Source organism: Cohnella terricola, from assembly GCF_007786475.1.
GTDB lineage: Bacteria > Bacillota > Bacilli > Paenibacillales > Paenibacillaceae > Cohnella > Cohnella terricola.
Genome location: NZ_VNJJ01000005.1, coordinates 354,631 through 374,688, shown reverse-complemented (window position 1 = coordinate 374,688; position 20,058 = coordinate 354,631). Strand labels below are relative to the sequence as shown.

Annotated in this window: 22 protein-coding genes; 11 read left to right on the top strand and 11 right to left on the bottom strand. The window is 52.7% G+C overall.

The annotated features are described in order from the left end of the window. Positions 1–10: 10 nt before the first annotated feature. Positions 11–1,069, top strand: coding sequence for a calcium/proton exchanger (gene cax / locus FPZ45_RS11735; RefSeq protein WP_144701647.1), 1,059 nt, complete (start codon positions 11–13; stop codon positions 1,067–1,069). 39 nt (positions 1,070–1,108) lie between these two features. Here the strand turns inward: cax and FPZ45_RS11730 are convergent, their stop codons facing one another. From FPZ45_RS11730 to FPZ45_RS11710, 5 genes are all read right to left on the bottom strand, one after another. After that, positions 1,109–1,396: an Fpa/YlaN family protein gene (locus FPZ45_RS11730; protein WP_144701456.1), complete on the bottom strand. Its 288-nt coding sequence runs from the start codon at positions 1,394–1,396 to the stop codon at positions 1,109–1,111. 240 nt (positions 1,397–1,636) lie between these two features. Then, positions 1,637–1,876, bottom strand: a complete 240-nt coding sequence (locus FPZ45_RS11725; RefSeq protein WP_144701454.1) for an HPr family phosphocarrier protein — start codon at positions 1,874–1,876, stop codon at positions 1,637–1,639. A gap of 82 nt (positions 1,877–1,958) precedes the next feature. After that, positions 1,959–3,074 (bottom strand): aminopeptidase, encoded by a 1,116-nt coding sequence (locus FPZ45_RS11720; protein ID WP_144701452.1) that lies wholly within the window; start codon positions 3,072–3,074, stop codon positions 1,959–1,961. Positions 3,075–3,110: 36 nt separating this feature from the next. Continuing rightward, entirely contained in the window at positions 3,111–3,845 is a 735-nt protein-coding gene (locus FPZ45_RS11715; protein WP_144701450.1) for a hypothetical protein, read from the bottom strand. Positions 3,846–3,955: 110 nt separating this feature from the next. Continuing rightward, the gene (locus FPZ45_RS11710; RefSeq protein WP_144701448.1) at positions 3,956–5,935 is read right to left on the bottom strand and encodes a sensor domain-containing diguanylate cyclase; all 1,980 of its coding nucleotides are present in this window, start codon (positions 5,933–5,935) and stop codon (positions 3,956–3,958) included. Between the two features lie 338 nt (positions 5,936–6,273). Here FPZ45_RS11710 and rpsD point away from each other — a divergent pair, with 338 nt between their 5' ends. From rpsD to FPZ45_RS11675, 7 genes are all read left to right on the top strand, one after another. Further along, entirely contained in the window at positions 6,274–6,873 is a 600-nt protein-coding gene (gene rpsD / locus FPZ45_RS11705) for a 30S ribosomal protein S4 (protein ID WP_144701446.1), read from the top strand. Positions 6,874–7,000: 127 nt separating this feature from the next. After that, on the top strand, positions 7,001–7,225 hold the full coding sequence (locus FPZ45_RS11700; RefSeq protein ID WP_144701444.1) for a DUF1450 domain-containing protein: 225 nt from the start codon (positions 7,001–7,003) through the stop codon (positions 7,223–7,225). Positions 7,226–7,288: 63 nt separating this feature from the next. Continuing rightward, a complete protein-coding gene (locus tag FPZ45_RS11695) occupies positions 7,289–7,795 on the top strand; it encodes a ferritin (protein WP_186438350.1) in 507 nt (168 codons plus the stop codon). Between the two features lie 140 nt (positions 7,796–7,935). After that, complete coding sequence (locus tag FPZ45_RS11690) at positions 7,936–11,055, top strand: penicillin-binding protein 1A (RefSeq protein ID WP_144701442.1); 3,120 nt, start codon at positions 7,936–7,938, stop codon at positions 11,053–11,055. A gap of 99 nt (positions 11,056–11,154) precedes the next feature. Next, a complete protein-coding gene (locus FPZ45_RS11685; protein ID WP_144701440.1) occupies positions 11,155–11,364 on the top strand; it encodes a hypothetical protein in 210 nt (69 codons plus the stop codon). Continuing rightward, complete coding sequence (locus tag FPZ45_RS11680; protein WP_144701438.1) at positions 11,361–11,567, top strand: hypothetical protein; 207 nt, start codon at positions 11,361–11,363, stop codon at positions 11,565–11,567. Before FPZ45_RS11685 ends, FPZ45_RS11680 begins: the two co-directional genes overlap by 4 nt. Then, on the top strand, positions 11,564–12,265 hold the full coding sequence (locus FPZ45_RS11675) for a hypothetical protein (protein ID WP_144701436.1): 702 nt from the start codon (positions 11,564–11,566) through the stop codon (positions 12,263–12,265). The genes FPZ45_RS11680 and FPZ45_RS11675 overlap by 4 nt, the downstream gene beginning before the upstream one ends. Here the strand turns inward: FPZ45_RS11675 and acsA are convergent. After that, on the bottom strand, positions 12,234–13,907 hold the full coding sequence (acsA, locus tag FPZ45_RS11670) for an acetate--CoA ligase (protein WP_246120425.1): 1,674 nt from the start codon (positions 13,905–13,907) through the stop codon (positions 12,234–12,236). The two genes, FPZ45_RS11675 and acsA, sit on opposite strands and share 32 nt — an antisense overlap. A 307-nt stretch (positions 13,908–14,214) precedes the next feature. Between acsA and FPZ45_RS11665 the strand changes: the two genes are divergently transcribed. Beyond that, complete coding sequence (locus tag FPZ45_RS11665; protein WP_144701641.1) at positions 14,215–14,832, top strand: GNAT family N-acetyltransferase; 618 nt, start codon at positions 14,215–14,217, stop codon at positions 14,830–14,832. Between the two features lie 18 nt (positions 14,833–14,850). Next, the gene (locus tag FPZ45_RS11660) at positions 14,851–16,044 is read left to right on the top strand and encodes an acetoin utilization protein AcuC (RefSeq protein ID WP_144701432.1); all 1,194 of its coding nucleotides are present in this window, start codon (positions 14,851–14,853) and stop codon (positions 16,042–16,044) included. A gap of 81 nt (positions 16,045–16,125) precedes the next feature. Here the strand turns inward: FPZ45_RS11660 and FPZ45_RS11655 are convergent, their stop codons facing one another. The 5 genes from FPZ45_RS11655 to FPZ45_RS11635 all read right to left on the bottom strand — a co-directional run bounded on the left by FPZ45_RS11655 (position 16,126) and on the right by FPZ45_RS11635 (position 19,426). After that, positions 16,126–16,827, bottom strand: a complete 702-nt coding sequence (locus tag FPZ45_RS11655; protein WP_144701638.1) for a 5'-methylthioadenosine/adenosylhomocysteine nucleosidase — start codon at positions 16,825–16,827, stop codon at positions 16,126–16,128. Positions 16,828–16,918: 91 nt separating this feature from the next. Further along, positions 16,919–17,935: a catabolite control protein A gene (gene ccpA / locus FPZ45_RS11650; protein WP_144701430.1), complete on the bottom strand. Its 1,017-nt coding sequence runs from the start codon at positions 17,933–17,935 to the stop codon at positions 16,919–16,921. A gap of 129 nt (positions 17,936–18,064) precedes the next feature. Beyond that, a complete protein-coding gene (gene ytxJ / locus FPZ45_RS11645; RefSeq protein ID WP_144701428.1) occupies positions 18,065–18,424 on the bottom strand; it encodes a bacillithiol system redox-active protein YtxJ in 360 nt (119 codons plus the stop codon). A gap of 106 nt (positions 18,425–18,530) precedes the next feature. Next, a complete protein-coding gene (locus tag FPZ45_RS11640; RefSeq protein WP_144701426.1) occupies positions 18,531–18,944 on the bottom strand; it encodes a hypothetical protein in 414 nt (137 codons plus the stop codon). A 68-nt stretch (positions 18,945–19,012) separates the two neighbouring features. Continuing rightward, positions 19,013–19,426: a VanZ family protein gene (locus FPZ45_RS11635; protein WP_144701424.1), complete on the bottom strand. Its 414-nt coding sequence runs from the start codon at positions 19,424–19,426 to the stop codon at positions 19,013–19,015. A gap of 108 nt (positions 19,427–19,534) precedes the next feature. Here FPZ45_RS11635 and FPZ45_RS11630 point away from each other — a divergent pair, with 108 nt between their 5' ends. After that, a complete protein-coding gene (locus tag FPZ45_RS11630; RefSeq protein ID WP_144701422.1) occupies positions 19,535–20,056 on the top strand; it encodes a type 1 glutamine amidotransferase domain-containing protein in 522 nt (173 codons plus the stop codon). Positions 20,057–20,058: the final 2 nt, after the last annotated feature.

The following is a 20,058-nucleotide window of genomic DNA, read 5'->3' as shown; positions in this document are numbered from 1 at the left end:
TGCCCGCTTGCTGAAAAAATCGTTTTATCCGCTGCTGATTGCGACCTTTATCCTTAGCGCTTTGTCTCACTACATGCATTGGGGAGCCGAAGCGGAGTTCGTCTCCGCCGGTCTAGCTATCCTGTTCGCGGCCGGACTGCTCGGCAAAGCGACCGAATCGGTCGCCCACTACGCAGGGCAGAGACTGGGCGGGTTTCTCAACGCGACGTTCGGCAATGCCGCCGAGCTGATCATTGCGATTTTCCTGATCAAGGAAGGTTTGTTCGACATCGTTAAAGCAAGCTTAACCGGCGCGATCATCGGAAACCTGCTCCTCGTACTCGGGGCCAGCGCGCTCGTCGGGGGATTAAAGTTCAAGGAGCAGAAGTTTAACGTCCACCTGGCCGGCCAGAACGCCTCTCTCATGCTGCTTGGAATTATCGCGCTGTTTATACCCGCTATATTCGTCAAAACCGAGCATATCTCGGAACATGACACGATGAAGATCAGCATTGCCGTGGCAGCTTTTCTCATTCTGGCTTATGCCGGATGGATGATGTATTCCATGTTCACCCATAAAGATCTGCTCGAAGATCACGTAGATACGAAAGCCGATCATGGCGAAAGCCCGGGCTGGACCAAAGGGATGTCGGTCGTCGTGCTCGTCATCGCCACCCTCATGGTCGCATTCATTAGTGAATGGCTTGTTCATACTCTGGATACGTTCTCTGCCCGCTTCGGTTTATCCGAATTGTTCATCGGGGCTTTCGTCGTCGCCATCATCGGGAACGCCGCCGAACACAGCGCCGCGGTGATGCTCGCATTGAAGAACAAGATCGGCGCAGCCGTCGAGATCGCCGTCGGCAGCAGCCTGCAGATCGCCCTCTTCGTCGCCCCCGTCCTCGTGTTCGTGAGCCTGATGTTCGGCAACGGCATGAACCTGATCTTCACCACGATCGAACTGGCTGCCATCGGGGTATCGGTTTTTATCGCGACGTCGATTTCCAGAGACGGAGCGACCACCTGGTTCGAGGGAATGCTGCTTTTGATCGTATACGTGATTCTAGGCGTATCGTTCTACTACGTGTAGCGGTGTGCCATAAAAAAAGAGCAGCAGCCTATTCAGGCGCTACTCTTTTTTTTCCAAGGCTTCGTATAAAATCGCCAGATTGCGTTCCAACTGGCTGATCAGCTTCTTGCCTGCATCTTCCTCTACCAGGCCCGTGCGCACCGCGAAATCGACTGCCCTTGAGAAGCCGTACATCTGGGTATCCAGGACTTCTTCGTATAAAGGGCATTTGCGGGTCGTTAGGTTCTCCATCTGAATCGCGATCAATTTCTCGATTTTACCGGCGTCTTCCTGAAGAAGCCTGATCGCTTTCTCGTTAAGACCGATTGTGGTATCCGATGCTGCCATTCCCACTCCCCCTGTGCCCATGCTCCCAATCATAAGCGACTATGCCATTCGTTATGCAGACTCGCTCGCGTACCGTTTCAAGCTATCACTTTTATATTAGACGATATTGGCCGGAAGCACAAGATCAAGCCATCTCTTTCCCTAAACTTTCCGCGAACCAGGCACAGTTTCATGCAAAAACATCCCGTCCGGGCGGACGGGATGTTCTTCGTAACCGTTCATGATTCCGGATGGCCGGAATTATTCAACAACGGAAACGTTCAAGTTATGCTTGGCGAAAACGGCTCCCAATTCTTTCTTCGCTTCTTCTGCATCCGGTCCATGGACGTGAAGTTCGTAAGAAAGGTTCCCTACGAGCGTCGTGAACAGGCCGAGAATGCTTTTGACGTCAATATACTTATTCTCTGCTTGAAGTACGATCGAAGAACGGAATTTGTTCGCGGTTTGGGATAACTCTACGATTGCCGCATTGTTCGACATAGGATACCCTCCTAAATTTAGGCATATCAATCTCTTCCACATCATACCTTGTTCCCCCAAATTCACGCAAGGGGGTAAACCATTATTTCAAAGATTCCGGGTTAAGGCCTTCCAGTTCTGGAATGACGAACAAACCGTCTTTGCGAATCAATTTGCCATCGAAATACACTTCTCCGCCGCCGTATTCGGGTCTTTGGATCAGCACCAGGTCCCAGTGGATCGAAGACCGATTGCCGTTGTCTGTCACTTCGTAAGCTTGTCCCGGCGTAAAATGCAGACTGCCCGCGATCTTCTCGTCGAAAAGCGTATCTTTCATAGGGTGTAAAATATATGGATTAAAGCCAAGACTGAACTCGCCAATAAAGCGGGCTCCTTCGTCACTGTCCAGCAGGGCGTTGATGCGGTCGGTATCGTTTGCCGTCGCTTCGACGATCTTGCCGTTCTCGAACCTGAACTTGATGTTCTCGTAAGTAAACCCGTTATATACGCTCGGCGTATTGTAAGAGATCGTTCCGTTCACGGAATCGCGCACCGGGCAAGAATAGACTTCACCGTCCGGAATATTGCGCTCACCGGAACATTTCTGAGCCCCGATCCCTTTGATCGAGAAGGTTAGATCGGTTCCCGGCCCGACGATGCGTACTTCGTCGGTGCGGTTCATGAGCTCGTGAAGCGGATCCATCGCCCGATCCATCTTGGCGTAATCCAGATTGCATACGTCGAAATAAAAATCTTCGAAAGCTTCCGTGCTCATGCTCGCGGATTGCGCCATTGAACCGTTCGGATAACGCAAGATGACCCATTTCGTTTTCTTTACCCGCTGCTCCATGTGAACGGGGTGCCTATGAATCCGGTCATACTGCTTCATCACATCCCCGGGAACGTCGGCAAGCTCGTTCATGTTCTCTCCGGCGCGAATTCCGATATAAGCGTCCATGCGTTTCATTCTTTCCAGATCATATTCGGCCCAAGTTTTCAATTGCTCCTCGTTAGCGTTCATAAGCAGCGTTCGAAGCACAGCGCGGTCCTCGATCTCGACGAACGGATTTCCGCCGAGTTTGGCGACTTCCTCGATCAGGCTTTTCAACAATTCCCTTTCGGAACCGATCATTTCGATCAACACATTATCGCCCGGTTTGACTTTTACCGAATACCCGGCAAGATTCGCGGCTAATTTCTGAATACGTGGATCCCGCATGATAAAAAACTCTCCTTCACCCTATTGCTTTAATGTCTATTTTATTGTACCACCTTGGTTACGAACAAGGAAATTCGTTTCGGCTGTCCGTTTCTCTTGATAAGGCTTTCCTTGCCATTCGTACGAAAGCACGGTTTCCTCCTTCATCTGATACGGAAACCAGTTTTTCGGATTCGCTTTCCAATGGACGACCGTGGTCGCTTTTAAGGTCGACAGCATCCTTTCCAAGCGTTTGTCCGCGGCAGTCAGTATTTCCTCGCTCCGTTCGGGGTGACGCCCGACAAGGACGCTATCGGCCCTCACAAGCGCCATTTCTTTCTTAAGTCCGCTTGAGATCCGTTCTTTCGCCGTTTTCTCGTCTAATTGAATCTGCAGGCTGACCGGCTGCGATGCGATCGGTTTCTCGGAATAAGAGATCGTTGCGGTCTGACCGTTAATAGTTTCCAAAATTTGCAATGGACGATAATCGATCCGATTCGTTCTGGCGGTGGACTCGGACGTCGTGCTCAGGTTTTTCCACTGGACCTTCAGATTGCCGTGATCGCTGACTTCACCTTCGTAAGACGCCCTGCTTCCTACCTTTCCTCCAGGATTGATAACGGCCATTTCGCCGGTAAACGCATAGTTGTCGCTTCCCGAGAGAGCGGAAGCGGACAGCGCGAATGCTTGGTCCGCAGGTACGCGGATAGACGCTCCCAAGCACCCCGACAAGCCGAACAGCATGACCATCGTTCCCGTAATCGCGACAGCTTTTCTCATTATGGTTTGCATCGTCATCATCCTTTCGTTTCGTATCGTCTCCCCTTTTGCCCTGTATATTCATAAAGCAAAGAAGCTTACGCAAAGTCGTCGCTTCGCGCAAGCTTCTTTCATTAGGGTGATTATCCGATAACGATGCAATTCCGTCCGTGGTGTTTCGCTTCATATAGCGCCATATCGGCTTTATAGAACAACGTTTCCACGCTGATCTTGTCGTCCGCGACATGCCACTCCGATATCCCGCAGGAAACGGTAACTTGCGGACCCGTCTCGCTCTCCACTCTCTGCCTGATCCGCTCGGCGACTCGCCGCGTCTGCTCCAGGCTCAGCAGCGGCAAATAGATGGCCAATTCCTCTCCGCCCCAACGGGCGGCGATATCGCTGTCGCGAATCGAGGTTCGAATAATGCCGCTGACCTGAATCAGAATGTCGTCGCCGACTTGATGCCCGAACGTATCGTTGATTTTCTTAAAGTGATCGATATCTACGACGATCAGCGACCCCGAGCTGTCCCTCAGTTGGTTTCGACCGATTCGCTCGTTCAAGTAATGACGGGCATATAATCCCGTCAGCTTGTCGGTAATCACCATTCTCCGCATCTCGGCGTGTAATGTCGCATTGGAGATGGCGAGCCCGAGATGCGCCGATAACACCTGCAATAACTTATAATTATCGTAAGAGAAATGATTCGGTTCCCTCTTCGTAATCATGACGGCTCCAATCACTTCTCCGTTTAACAGCAATGGAGCGGCAAGCAATGAACGGGACGATGTCACTTCCATTAATTTCGAAGTTACGGGCGTCGCGGAGCAGTAATCCGACAAAATGATTGGTTCCTTCGTCGACCATGTCACTCCGCAAAAGCCGTAATCTTTCGAGTACGCCTCTCCGATCATCTCCGGCACGTTGGCGGACATCACTTTGAAATTCTGCGTCGAGGCATCGTATTGCAACACGCAACAGAAATCGGATTTGAATATTTGAAGCAACTCGGCCGTAGCGAACTGCATCGTCTCCGTGAGGTGCAAGCTCCTGTTCAGCCTCTGCGTCAATTCGTTAATCAAGCGCAATTCTCCAACGAGCACGTTGGCTTGCTCGTGAAGCTTGGCTTTCTCGAACGCTGCGCCGGCAGTGCCGGCAAGCATCTTCAGGAAGTCGATGTCTGCTTCGTCGAATTTGCCTTCCGGCATATCCAACCGCAGCACTCCGTAGACGCCCTGTTTGCCCGACAGCGGAAGCGCGAGCCGTTGATGGTCTCCAATCATTTCTTCGCGTAATTGCCCGTCCAAGAACGCGGCTTTGCATAGTTCCATATCATGAAGATGAAAAGCGAGCGGCTTGACCTTCTCATTCGGACTGCTGTAGTCCTGAGAAAGGAATAAATCGGCCTTGCAGACCGGATATAACTCCTCGAGGCTGAACAGCACTTCGGACAGCACGTTCTCCACGTCAATATGATCGTTCAGCCTGCGCATTACGTCGAACAGAATGCTCCGGCGCTGCTCTTCCTTATTCGAGAGCTTGCGCTCTCGAAGCAGCCCTTCGACGAACAAATTCTCGAAGTCTCGGTAGATGCAACTCCGAAGATGCAGCGCCGCCGCTTGCAGCAGCTTCAAGTCCCCCGCATTCGCCGTGCCCGCAGGCAATAGGCAAGCCGCGATCCCGCACGGAAATCCGGTTGTCCGCGTAAAGATCGGCACAGCGATCGAGTCGTAGCTTTTCAACGCGGGCAATCGGTGATCTTCGGCTCTCGTCATCGTCGGACGACAAGTCTCAAGCGCAGTGCTGGCGGCAGTGGGGCCGATATTCTCTATACTCCAGGAAGGAAGCTCCAACGCGCCTTCTTCAGGCTCGGCTCCCGCGGACACGTTCGTGCCGTCCGGATGCAGCAACACAATCTGCCCTCCGAGCCACGGAAAGTGTTCCGCTTCCTCCAGCCATATTCGGTAACTTTCCGCCATCATCTCATGTGTATACGGCATATCCGCTTCGGTTAATTCCTGTTTCTGCAACCACTGAGGCAATTGCTGACGGGTGCGGGACGGATGCTCGAAACCATCTTGCCCATCGTGATTCAATTGTTGTTTTCTCTTGCCGACCATGCCCGACACCTCCGTCCCCCGCGTGTCTCTTTCTTTTAACTATACAATGAAACAGTGATTTTTGCACTAGCTTCATATAAGTCTTTAGCCTTAAAGAATGGTCATGAATTTCTTTGTCTTCAGACTCCGATTGCCTGAAACAACTTGACAATTGCGGCAGGTTTCTTATAATATATCTTGTTGAATACTGGGCTTAGCATTTGTGACACCCTCTCGAACGATCCACCAACGGGCAGCGGCTGAACTACCCTGTTGGAACCGATTATCGGTTATGGAGAATTCGCGCAACGGAACCCATTTTCAGAACATTTTATTTTGAAAAAGGAGCTTTCACACACATGGCAAGATATACAGGTCCTAAGTTCAAGTTGAGCCGCCGTCTGGGCATTTCCCTGAGCGGCAACGGTAAAGATTTAAAGCGTGCTTTCCCTCCAGGACAGCACGGAGCTAACCAACGTCGCAAAGTGAGCGAGTATGGTAAACAATTGCTTGAAAAACAAAAGCTTCGTCACATGTACGGTTTGAACGAGAAGCAATTCCGCAACTTGTTCGATCGCGCGTCGAAGCAACAAGGTATTGCCGGTGAGAACTTCATGTTCTTGCTCGAAAGCCGTCTCGACAACCTGGTATACCGTCTTGGCTTTGCGAACACGCGTTACGGTTCCCGCCAACTCGTATCCCACGGTCACGTAACGGTTAACGGCAAAAAAGTCGACATCGCTTCCTACATCGTACAAATCGGCGACGTAATCGGCCTTCGCGAACGCAGCCGTTCCCTGAAATCGATCAAAGAAGCATTGGAAGGACGCCATCATATTCCTGGCTACCTGGACTTCAATGCTAACGCTATGGAAGGCAAGTTTACTCGTCTTCCGGATCGCGGAGAGCTGTCGCAAGAGATCGACGAGAAGCAAATCGTCGAATTCTATAGCCGCTAATTGCAATCGGCAACAACCACTCCACTTGCTGGAGTGGTTTTTTTTGCTCGTTTCCGGTATTGACAATGATAATGAGAATTAATATCATTTAAGTAGATTTGAATTTTTCTACGAAAGTCGGTTACGCATGAAAAAAATCAAATTCTGCTGCAGAAATTTCAAGCACGGGTCCAAGTCGGTATATAAATCGCTTAAAATCGAATATCCGGAGATCAAGAGGAAGAAAAAAGACTGCATAGGCGTCTGCAAGGCTTGCACGCGACAATGCGTGGCCCTGATTGGCAAAACGGAAATGATCGCGGCCCCCACTCCCGAAGCATTATTCGACAAATTAAAGCTCCGAATAGGATAACCAGTCGGTTTATGGTACAATTCGGGTAGATCCGAAGATTTCCAGAAGGAGCGATTGGTGACAATGATCAACGAAACCCTAAGCAAAGCATTAAACGACCAATTGAACTATGAGCTCTATTCCGCGCACGTATACTTGGCGGTCGCCGCTTACTGCTCAGGCGAGAGCTTGGACGGATTCGCCAATTTCTTCATGGTTCAAGCGGAGGAAGAAAAATTCCACGCGATGAAAATCTATAAGTACTTAAACGATCGCGGACTTCGCGCGACTTTATCCGGGATGGACACTCCGATCAACGAATATTCATCGGTGCTGGACGCCTACGAGCATGCCTACAAACATGAGCAGGAAGTCACGCGGAGAATCTATCATCTCTCCGACCTTGCTCTGAACGATCGGGAACACGCGACGATTCAATTCCTGAAATGGTTCATCGACGAACAAGTCGAGGAAGAGTCGATGTTCGACACGATTATCAACAAACTGAAACGCATCGAAAAGGACAGCAACGCTTTCTTCATGATGGATGCGGAATTCGCGACCCGGACGTTCACGCCTCCGGCTCTGTAACACACGATATCGTCATAAGGCCGAGTCAGAGGTCCACCTCTGCTCGGCTTTTTTGCGTCTATTTCCCTTCCCTTCAGGAGGAAGTCAAACGATGGGTAAATGTGCTATAATAGTTCTGTTTGTTGAAGGAGGATTTCTAAATGACGACTACTAAACAACCCCCTTCCGAGCCGAAGCGCAAGGGCGAAGGCTTCAAGACCACTGGGAAGATCGTGGGGTTTACCGTACTCTGGCTGATCTTATTCGGCGTTCTGGCCGGACTTGCCGCAGCTGGAGCGGTAGCAGGCTACGTCGCGTCGCTCGTCCATGACGATCCGATTCGGGACCGTAGCTTTATTGAAGAAAGAATTAACGAGAACGCGATAACCGGCTTTGTCTATTTCAACGACGGAGCGCCGATCGGGCAGTTGCGATCGGAAGAAGACCGCCGGCCGGTCGCCTTCAATCAAATTCCGCAGGTGATGATCGACGCGGTCGTGTCTATCGAGGACAAAAATTTCTTCACCCATCCCGGCGTTGACACGAACGGTTTGTTCCGCGCCGTTAAGCAACAGTTGCTTAACGAAAGCGTGCAGACCGGCGGCAGTACGATCACGCAGCAGTTGGCTAGACGAGTGTTCTTGAACCTGGACCAAACTTCCAGCCGGAAAGCCAAGGAAATTTTCCTGTCAATGAGACTGGAAAGGTTCTTGACCAAAGATGAAATCCTAACGGCTTACTTGAACAAAGTCCCTTACGGCAATGGCTCCAACGGCTATCAAGTATTCGGAATCAAAGCCGCAGCCAAAGGCATATTCGGCATCGAGAAGCTCGACCAGCTGAACATTGCCCAAGCCGCGTATTTAGCGGGCGTGCCGCAGCTTCCTTCCCTCTACTCCGCGTTTAACGGCAAAGGGGAATTCAACGAGAAAAACTTCAAACGCGCAGTCACGAGACAGAAACTCGTACTCAGCCGCATGCTGGACGAGAACAAAATCACGAAAGCCCAGTACAACGAAGCGGTCGCTTTCGATCTGTACCGTTCCCTGGCCAAACCGAGCGAAAAAGCGTACAACACTTATCCATACCTAATGCTCGAAGTCGAACGCCAGGCTGCTGAATTGCTCGTCCTTAAACAGAATCCTGAACTGAAAAAGGAAGATCTGAAGAAAAAAGAAAATTCCGCCCTGATCGAAGACGCCCGCGGGCAGCTTCTGAGAGGCGGCTACAAGATCACAACGACGATCGATAAAAAAGTGTACAACCTGATGCACCAAGTCGCCGAAAATCCGGACAACTTCGCCCCGGATCATAAGGTTAAAGGCGTAGAGCAGATCGCTGCCGTCATGATCAATCACAAGACGGGCGCCATTCTGGGAATGATCGAAGGTCGCGATTTCCATATCGAGCAAATGAACTTCGCGACTCAGATGGTCCGGCAGCCGGGCTCGGCCATGAAACCGATCGCCGCTTATTTGCCGGCAATCGAAATGGGCTTGATCCAACCGGCCAGCATTTTGGACGATTCCCCGGTTATTCTGAAGAACGGCGGAGGCGGCTACCATATCCCGAAAAACTCCAACAACCGCTATTCGGGACTGGTGACCGCTCGCCAAGCATTGAACAGTTCCTACAACATTCCTGCTTTGAAAATTTTCTTGGACAAAGTCGGAATCAAGGAATCGTGGAAGTTCGTGCGTTCCCTCGGCATCACGACGCTTGTCAAAGAGGACGACGAGGCTCAAACGGGCGTTATTGGCGGATTGAAGTACGGAACGTCCGTCGAAGAGTTGACGAACGCGTACTCCGCGATCGCGAACAAAGGCGTGTTCAACGACGCGTATATGATCGAGGAAATCCGCGACAGCAAAAACCAGATCGTCTTCAAGCACGAGGCGGATCCAAAGCAAATCGTCTCCGAACAATCCGCCTATTTGATGACCGACATGCTGCGCACGGTCGTGACGAACGGTACGGCTACGTCGCTTATGTCGCAATTCAAAAATTACAAATCGATCCCGATCGCAGGTAAAACGGGAACGACTCAAAATTACAGCGACGTTTGGTTCGAAGGCTTCACTCCCGACGTCACGCTCGGTGTATGGGCCGGTTATGAGAAAGTCATCCATACGCTGTCTTCCGACAGCCATGGTCGTGCTCGTTCGATCTGGGCCAAAATCATGAACGAGGTTACTGAAGCGAAGCCGGAGCTGTTCCCGACCAAATCGTTCGAGAAACCCGGCGACATCGTTTCGATGACCGTATCCAGCGTTAGCGGCAAGCTTCCGACGGACTTAACCAGATCCGCGGGCAGGCTCGTGACCGACATCTTCAATCGTAAGTTCGTTCCGAAAGAAGCCGACGATGCGCTCGTGAGAGTGAAGTATATCTCTTATAACGGAGTAAACTACTTGCCTCAGAGCGAAACGCCGGAGGACCTGTTGCGCGAATCCGTCATGATCGTCCGCGAGACGCCGCTCGATACGTTAATGGAAGAACTAAAGACCAAGCTGGGACAAGTTGCCGCCCAAAACCGGAAAGCTTTGTCGTATTACCTGCCGTCGGACGCGGCCCAAAGCGCGCCTTCGAAGATCGATCCGCGCGTCGAGGACGGGGCCGCACCGAGCCCACCGGGACATGTCACGGTGGAAACACTTAACAACTTGGCGCGAATTACGTTCACGCCTTCCCCGCAGCAAGACGTGGCCGGCTATCGACTATACCGGTCCGTTAACGGAGGGCCGTTCCAGAAGGTCGAAGCTTCCGTACCTGCAGGTGACGACGCCAAGTTCGTCAACTATATTAGCTCCAAACAATCCTATACGTATTTCGTCACTGCGGTTGACGTGGCCGGCAACGAGTCCGTCGCGAGCGAGAAAGTGACATCGGATGGCGGCATCATCGTGGATCCGAGCCTGCCCGGCTTGCCGGATGGCAATGGTAACGGTAATGGCAACGGCGGCTCTACGGAAGGGCCCGATCGTCCGAATGGCGGAAACACGAGCAACGGGCCTTCCGCTCCAAGCGGACTTAGCGCACGCGGCACCGATATCGGCGTAACGTTGTCTTGGAACGCCAATCCGGCAAGCGAAGGCGTTACCCAGTATCAAGTATGGTACAGTTCGTCCGAGGGCGAAAAATACAAGCTGCTCGGGACGACGGAGTCAACAGCTTTCGAGTATATCGCCCCGATGTCCTCGGGATGGTATCGGATAACCGCGGTCAGTCCAGCAGGTGAATCTTCTCCGACGACCGCAGTCGAAGTAAAATCCGGCGGTTAAGCGCCGCTACGAAACAAGAGGCTATCCCCAAGTCATTTCATTTGACTAAGGGATAGCCTCTTGTTTTATCAATTGATTGCAAGGGGGATTATCCCACTAGTGGACGGAGGTTTGGCGGCTGTTACGGTCTGCGGGGCCGTTACATGGTCCGTGAACGGAGGTTTGACGGTTGTTACGGTCTGCGGGACCGTTAAATTGTCCGTGAACGGAGTTTTGGTGACTGTTACGGTCTGCGAGACCGTTGCACGGCCCCAGAACGGTGATTTGGCGGCTGTTACGGTCTGCGGGGGGCCGTTGCACAGTCCGTGAACGGAGTTTTGGTGACTGTTACGGTCTGCCAGACCGTTGCACGGCCCCAGAACGGTGATTTGGCGGCTGTTACGGTCTGCGGGGCCGTTGCACAGTCCGTGAACGGAGTTTTGGTGACTGTTACGGTCTGCGAGACCGTTACATGGTCCGTGGACGGAGGTTTGCAACTGTTACGGTCTGCGGGACCGTTACATGGTCCATGAACGGAGGTTTGGCAACTGTTACGGTCTGCGGGACCGTTACAAGGTCCGTGAACGGAGGTTTGGTGGCTGTTACGGTCTGCGGGACCGTTACATGGTCCATGAACGGAGGTTTGGCGGCTGTTACGGTCTGCGGGACCGTTACACGGTCCGTGAACGGAGGTTTGGCGGCTGTTACGGTCTGCGGGACCGTTACATGGTCCGTGGACGGAGGTTTGGCAACTGTTACGGTCTGCGGGACCGTTAAATGGTCCATGAACGGAGGTTTGGCGGCTGTTACGGTCTGCGGGACCGTTACAAGGTCCGTGAACGGAGGTTTGGTGGCTGTTACGGTCTGCGGGACCGTTACGTGGTCCGTGGACGGAGGTTTGGCGGCTTACGGTCTGCGGGACCGTTACAGGGTCCGTGGACGGAGGTTTGGTGGCTGTTACGGTCTGCGGGACCGTTACACAGTCCATGAACGGAGGTTTGGCGGCTGTTACGGTCTGCGGGACCGTTGCACGGTCCGTGGACGGAGGTTTGGTGGCTGTTACGGTCTGCGGGACCGTTACACAGTCCATGAACGGAGGTTTGGTGGCTGTTACGGTCTGCGGGACCGTTGCACGGTCCGTGAACAAAAAGAAATGACGGCCAAGGACTCCCCTGTGCCGTCATTTCTATTATATTTACTCAATCCTCGATTGTGGACAAGTCGCCTGTAGGCAGGTTGAGCTCCCAAGCTTTCAGTACCCGACGCATGATCTTGCCGCTGCGAGTTTTCGGAAGTTTGTCTTTGAACTCGATCTCGCGAGGGGACGCGTGCGCGGACAGCCCTTCTTTTACGAACTTGGCGATGTCCGCTTTCAGGTCGTCCGAAGGCTCGAATCCTTCGCGAAGGGAAATGAACGCTTTAATGATCTCACCGCGCACGGGATCCGGCTTGCCGATGACGCCCGCTTCCGCGACGGCCGGATGCTCGACCAGCTTGCTCTCGACCTCGAACGGCCCGACGCGTTCGCCCGACGTGTTGATAACGTCGTCGATACGTCCTTGGAACCAGAAATAACCTTCTTCGTCCTTATACGCAGAATCTCCGGATACATACCAGCCCGGGATGTGAAAATATTCCGCGTACTTCGTAGGGTTGTTCCATACATTACGCATCATCGAAGGCCATGGGGTTTTAATGGCAAGGTTGCCCATCCGGTATGGCGGAAGCTCGTTGCCTTGGTCGTCGATAATCGAAGCTTCGATGCCCGGTACGGGACGGCCCATCGAACCTGGCTTAATCTCCATACTCGGATAGTTGCAGATCAATTGTCCGCCTGTCTCCGTCATCCACCAAGTATCGTGAATGCGCTGTCCGTATACGCGATTGCCCCAACGCACGACTTCCGGGTTCAACGGTTCTCCGACACTGAGCACATGGCGCAGGCTGGAGAGATCGAATCCTTTAATGGCGTCGTCTCCCGCTCCCATCAGCATGCGGAACGCCGTTGGCGCGCTGTACCAAACGGTAATCTTATATTTCTCGATCGTCGAATACCAATCCTGCGGACTGAATCGTCCGCCGCGCACGACGTTCGTTACGCCGTTCAGCCATGGCGCGAATATTCCGTACGACGTGCCGGTGACCCAGCCTGGATCGGCCGTACACCAGTATACGTCATCTTCGCGCAAATCTAGTACGACACGGCCCGTATGATAGTGCTGGATCATCGCGTTTTGAACGTGGAACACGCCTTTAGGCTTGCCGGTCGACCCGGAAGTGTAGTGCAGAATAAGTCCGTCTTCCCGATCCAGGAAGGTGACTTCAGCCTCGTCGGAAGCCGTATCCATCGCCGCACGGAAATCGACGATTCCGTCTCCGGCTTCAACAGATTCTCCGAACACGATAATATGCTTCAAATTAGGCAGTTCGGCTCTAGGAACCCGGGACAATAAAGCCGGCGTTGTGATCAAGGCGACCGCTTCGCTGTCTTGCAGACGGTCTCTTACGGCCGTTTCCATGAACGCTTCGAACAAAGGTCCGACGATCGCGCCCATTTTCAGCGTTCCGAGCAGGCTGAAGTAAAGCTCCGGCGTCCGCGGCATAAAAATAAACACACGGTCCCCTTTGCCTACGCCAAGTCCGCGAAGCACGTTGGCAAAACGATTGGACTGCCTTGACATATCTTCGAAGGTGTAGCTTTCTTCGCGATGGTTGTCACTGTAGTGAAGTGCGGTTTTGCCGCCGCGGCCGCTGGCGACGTGGCGGTCGATCGCTTCGTAAGCCATGTTTACCTTGCCGGTCTCGGACCATGAAAATTGCTTTTCAACATCCGACCAGTTAAAGCTCTTTACCGCTTCTTCATACGATGACATGTTGGATACTTTCGCCGTAACGGCTAATTTTTCATCCGATTGCAATGACACTATCCATCACCTTCCTATTGAAATGCAGGCACCCGAGCGGGAATGCGCTTTCATGATTCGGAGAACACCTCTCCTCTGCATGACATTATAACATAGTGTTGCCTAGCTAGGTATCTTCCGAAAGGATATTTTCCTTTACCCGAGGGGCAATATTACCGAAGCATCGCTAACAAATCTCCCCAGGAGCACGCGTTGATGCTATAATGGACGAAGTTCAAACACCGATGAAAGGGGGAACGGCGTGGAGCACATCAAAATGATCGTTCGCAATAAGATCGAACGGCATGGCCGGTCCCTGGCCGTAGAAGGCCCTCTCTTACCCGAGACGCTGCGCGGCCTTACGCTGCATCCGAAGTTGGATGCCTTCCGCAGGCCTCATGAACAGCATCAGGCTTTGATCGAAATATCCGAGCTGCCCGAGGGCAGAATTATTGCCGCCATAGACGGCGATGTCATCGTCGGTTATGTCACTTTCCATTACCCGGACGAGATGGAACGCTGGTCGGAAGGCGGCATGGTAGACCTCGTCGAGCTTGGAGCCATCGAGGTCGCCGACGACTACCGGAATTATGGCCTTGGCAAAGCCCTGATCTCGACCGCCTTCGAGAAAGACCAATTGGAGAATATGATCGTATTTACGACCGAATATTATTGGCACTGGGATTTGGAATCGAGTGGTTTAAATGTGTGGGAATACCGCGAGATGATGGAACGGCTGATGAAATCGGTCGGCATGATCTGGTTCGCGACGGATGACCCGGAGATTTGCGCGCACCCCGCCAACTGCCTGATGGTCAGGATCGGCAAAGACGTTCCCCAGTCCTCCGTCGAACAATTCGATCGCGTCAGATTCAGACAGCGTTTTATGTATTAGAAAGGCAGGCGACCCCCTCTGGCTTCCAGTACGATATGGATCAATAATACGTCTTCCGGACGTTACCGGTTTTCCGATGATCACCCCTTCCATCCCGTTCGGCTGGAGCTCGCGGAGAACCTTCTGCTAGAAAGCGACGCGCTGGATCGAACGCGGACCGCCCCTCCCTTCTCTCTGGAGGAAGCGGAGCGAATCGTTCGGGAGATCCATCGGAGCGATTATGTCGAGGCGGTCGAGGCGCTAAGTGCCGACAGTCCGAATATGAAAGCGCTTAGTATAGCGGCACAATATGGCCTGGAAGCGGACGGGGACACACCGCATTTCCCCGGCATGCACCAAGCCGCGGTCGCTCTATCCGCCGGCTCGATTGCCGCTGCCGATGCCGTGATGTCCGGCCGCTTCGAGCATTCGCTGCACTTGGCCGGAGGTCTGCATCATGCTTTTCCCGATCGTGCTTCCGGTTTCTGCATATACAACGACGCCGCCGCCGCGATTTCTTATATCCGCAGCAAATATCGGGCAAGGGTACTGTATATCGATACCGATGTTCACCACGGAGACGGCGTGCAATGGTTTTTCTACACCGACCCGGACGTATTCACTTTATCGATTCACGAGACGGGCAAGTTTCTGTTCCCGGGAAGCGGCTTTCCTCATGAACGTGGCGATTCGTCCGGATACGGAGCCTGCCTGAACATTGCAATGGAGCCGTATACGGAAGACGATTCCTGGCTGGATTGCTTCCGTCAGGCGATCGAGCGCACCGCACTCGCTTTTCGGCCCGATATTATCGTCAGCCAGCATGGCTGTGACGCCCATGCGCTCGACCCGCTCGCCCATATCCATTGCAGCATGAGAATTTACCGGGAAATGCCGCGAATGATCCATCAACTTGCCCATCGTTATACGAATGGCAAATGGGTCGCGCTCGGCGGAGGCGGGTACGATCACTGGCGAGTCGTGCCGAGAGCTTGGAGTCTGCTCTGGCTCGAGATGAATGAGGATCCTCTATTATCCTCCATCGATTCTGTGCCGCTTGGAGGACCGTTGCCGCGGGCCTGGCCAAACATTCCCTTAAAATCCAAGCCGGACGTTGCTCTTCCGACGACTTGGCTGGACGATGTCGCGTCCTGGGTCCCAATGCCTCGCAGGGCGGAAATTACGGAGAAAAACAAAAAGAACCTGGAGCTTGCTATGCAGCATATCGGCTAAAGGGTTCCGAAATAGAGAATAAGACCGCCGGAGGCATACACCTCCGCTGCGGTCCTATTTTTTCACTATACGGATATCATCTTATAGCGCCTTAACCATCTCTTCAATGATCGCGTACGAACGATTCGCCGCTTCGACCGTAAACTCCGCAAAATTCACGTGCGCCGAACCGTCCGCTTTATCGGACATGGAGCGGATAACAACGTGCGGAATCCCGTTCATGAAGCATACCTGCGCGACGGACGCTCCTTCCATCTCCGTGCAGGCTCCGCCGAATTCATCATATAGCCCTTTAACGACAGCCCTGTCGGCGACGAATTGATCCCCGGACAACACTTTTCCTCTATGGCATCGATCCGGAAACACTTTGCGGCCGGCTTCCTCTGCCAAAGCAATCAGCGCTTCATCGGCTGGATACTCGGATACTTCCTGATAAGGAATCGTTCCCCGCGCGAATCCGAGCGCGGTGACGTCTACGTCGTGCTGCAAGCTGCTCGTAGAAATGACGATATCCCCGATGTTCAGGCGAGGATCCACGGCTCCCGCTACACCGGTAAATAGAATAACGTCGGCACAAAACCGATCGATCAGCACTTGCGTGCAGACGGCCGCATTGACTTTGCCTACTCCGGAACGGGTAAGCACGACTTTTTTGCCTTGGAAAACGCCCCGATGATAAATGATCCCCGCGTGGTTTTCCGTTAATCGCTCTTCCAGCTTGGCCAGCAGCAATTCGATCTCCTCTTGCATGGCTCCGATAATGCCAATCGTACCATAGGTCATCTGTATGTACGTCCTTTCTGGCGCCATTCTTCCATAAAAGAGACCCCGCTTCGGCGGAATAATCGCCAAGCCGGGGTCCTCCATTGGCTATCTATGAGTTGCCCTTAGGCGCGGCAACGGATCGCCGGACAATCAGTTCATGCGGAAGCGTGACTTTGGCGTTGTCCACCGTTTCTTTCTTCATCAGTTTCGTGAGCAACCTCATCGAAACCGCTCCGATATCATACATCGGTTGGGCGACCGTCGTTAAGAGCGGACGAACCATCGACGAGATTCGGCTGTTGTCTACGCTGATGACGGAAACGTCCTCGGGAACACTTAATCCCGCGTCTTGAATGCAATGGATCGCTCCGATCGCCATTTCGTCCGTCGCAGAGAATACCGCCGTCGGGCGATCCGGCAAATCGAGGAAATACTGCATCGCTTCGATCCCCGACTCGTATTTGTAATTACCGACTCGCACGTACTCTTCCCGTTGCGGCAATCCAGCCTGTTCCAAAGCCCGCTTATAGCCTTGATAACGGGCGTATCCGTTCGCGGGATCCTGCAGCGTTCCGCTAATCATCGCGATCGACTTGTGCCCTTCCTTGATCAGCCGCGATACCGCGTCGAACGCCGCTCCTTCATGATCGATATCGACGGAAGGAATCGAGGCCTTCTCGTCGGTCGTTGCGCATAATACGATCGGAACATTAGAAGTTTTGAAGGCTTGAATATGCTCGTCAGTTACCGTGCCGCCCATGAACAGCAAGCCGTCAACCTGCTTCTCGAGAAGCGTGTTGATGACGCGAATTTCCTTGTCTTTACGCTTGTCAGCGTTGCAAAGAATAATATTATAGTGATACATATTAGCGATATCTTCGATTCCTCTGGCTACTTCCGCGAAGATCGAGTTCGCGATATCGGGAATGACGACGCCTACGGTTGTCGTCTTCTTGCTTGCCAATCCGCGCGCCACCGCATTAGGACGGTATCCCAGGCGTTCGATCGCCTCGTATACTTTCTTGCGGGTTTGCGGCTTCACGTTTGGGTTGTTATTGACGACACGGGATACCGTCGCCATCGATACGCCAGCTTCTCGTGCTACGTCGTAAATGGTAACCGTCACAATGATTCGCTCCAATGTTCGCGACCGGCAGCAAAAAGGCTCGTCCAGTCTGGATTATTAAGGTAATCATACGATAAAACCGTATGTTTAGCAATGTTGCATGCGGTTATACCGCGGATGAAGTCGAGATTAAGATTCGCTTGAAGGTGCTCCAAGCTTATCCGACAAAAAAGCATAGGTGATATGCCAATGTGAGGTATCCCACACCGGTTCGCCGTTCCGAACAAAGATAGCTTGAGGAGAAGCGTGTTTGATTCCCAGTTGCTCCGCGATCGCGTTGCTGACCGGGCGATCCTCGATCACGTGAACGATCGCATAATCCACCGCATCCGTTTGATCGTCTTTAACGAAGTTCGTCATTTCTTCGTGAGCGCCGGCGCTCACCGAGCAACTCGTGCTATGTTTGAATATGAGCAAAGGCTTGCGTGAACTGTCTTTTAACGCTTGGTCCCACTGCTCGAGTGTTGTAAATTGCTGTAGATTTGCCATTACTTTCAGCTCCCTTGAAGATCCTTACGATTATCGTAGCAGAAAATAGCGGCAATCGCAAAAAAAGAGCGAAGATTTTCCGCTCTGAATCTGTCGTCCGTTTAAATTAGGATGGAAGATATGGCGCGCTTAACTGAGATAAACGGTTATGTATTTCCGTCATCCAGACTTCGTCCTTGAGAGAAGATGCGATCAGCCACAAATCCAGCAATTGATCAATTCTTTCCTCGGTCGCTTTGGCGATCTCCTTCGCTTGCAGCGAATCGCCTTGCAAGAAAGCTTGGGAAAGCACGCATGCCCATTCATGTACCTGTTCGAACGGAATCTCTCCGACGTCCGGTCTCGCGCCCAATTGTCCGACCAGCTTTCCGACGTCGTCCTTCACGCTGGGGAACAGATCGTTCCGTCCGCAATCCGAACAATTGTAGACGGGAACGTTGTTGATATTCACTTTTTTCGCGAAAATAACGGTACGGAGCTTCAGGTTCATTTCCCCTCCGCAATAACAGCGCTTAAGCAACGGCCATCTCTCCTTAAATTCAAAGAGCTACACGAACTATATTCGTGCATATGCCGGCGAACTCCTGCTCAGCGAGCGGTGTAATTTCTGGAACCGCGTCTATTAAATAGGGGGGCGATCAATAGAACGAGTAGAGCCGCCGCCGCGGCCCCCATCCCGTCGTGCAGAAGATCGAGCGGGTCGGGAGATCTCATCGGAACGAACGATTGATGCCACTCGTCTGTTACGCCGTACGCGAGACATATCGCGACATTAAGCAGACAACCCTTCCACGTGAAGGCCATCCTTCCCATGCCATAAGCAAGCGTTAACGCGAGCGCAAAATAGGCGACGTAATGCATCGGATCAAAATCAGATAAGGAGGGCAGCATTTGCTGGAACCAAGGCAGAACGCTGTTCAGTTGATCTCCGCTCCTCGAAGAGGTAAAGAAAATGGCCCCCATGCAGAGAAGAGCAGGGATATATCTCCATTTCTTCGTCATCTTGTTCACTCCTGTCTCTTCGCTCCAGTTACAACGTGAAGAAAAGCATTTGATTTGATACAATGGACTCCGGAATCACGTTATACTCTCGAATGGAGGTTTTCTATCATGACTGCAGTTAAAAGAGTCGTATGCCTGCTCGACGATGAGTTCGAAGACTTGGAACTATGGTATCCCGTCTACCGCGCGCGCGAAGAAGGCGCCGAAGTGCTCTACGCCGGTCCGGAGAAGGGGCGCAAGCATATCGGCAAATACGGCGTTCCCGCAGTGGCGGATCTTTCCTATGATGAGCTCGATGCCGATCGATTCGACGGATTGCTCGTACCCGGAGGATGGGCCCCGGACAAAATCCGCAGAGACGCGCATGTGCTTGAATTCGTTCGCCGTATGAACGATGCGGGCAAACCGATCGGGCAAATCTGCCATGCCGGATGGGTGCTGATCTCCGCCAAGATTCTGGAAGGCAGAACCGTCACCTCGACCCCGGGAATCCGGGACGACATGGAGAACGCTGGCGCGACCTGGATCGACGAAGCGGTCGTCGTAGACGGCAACCTCGTCTCCGCGCGCAGACCGCCCGATCTTCCGCCGTACGCGAAAGCGTTCTGCGATCTGCTGTTTGGCCGTTAATC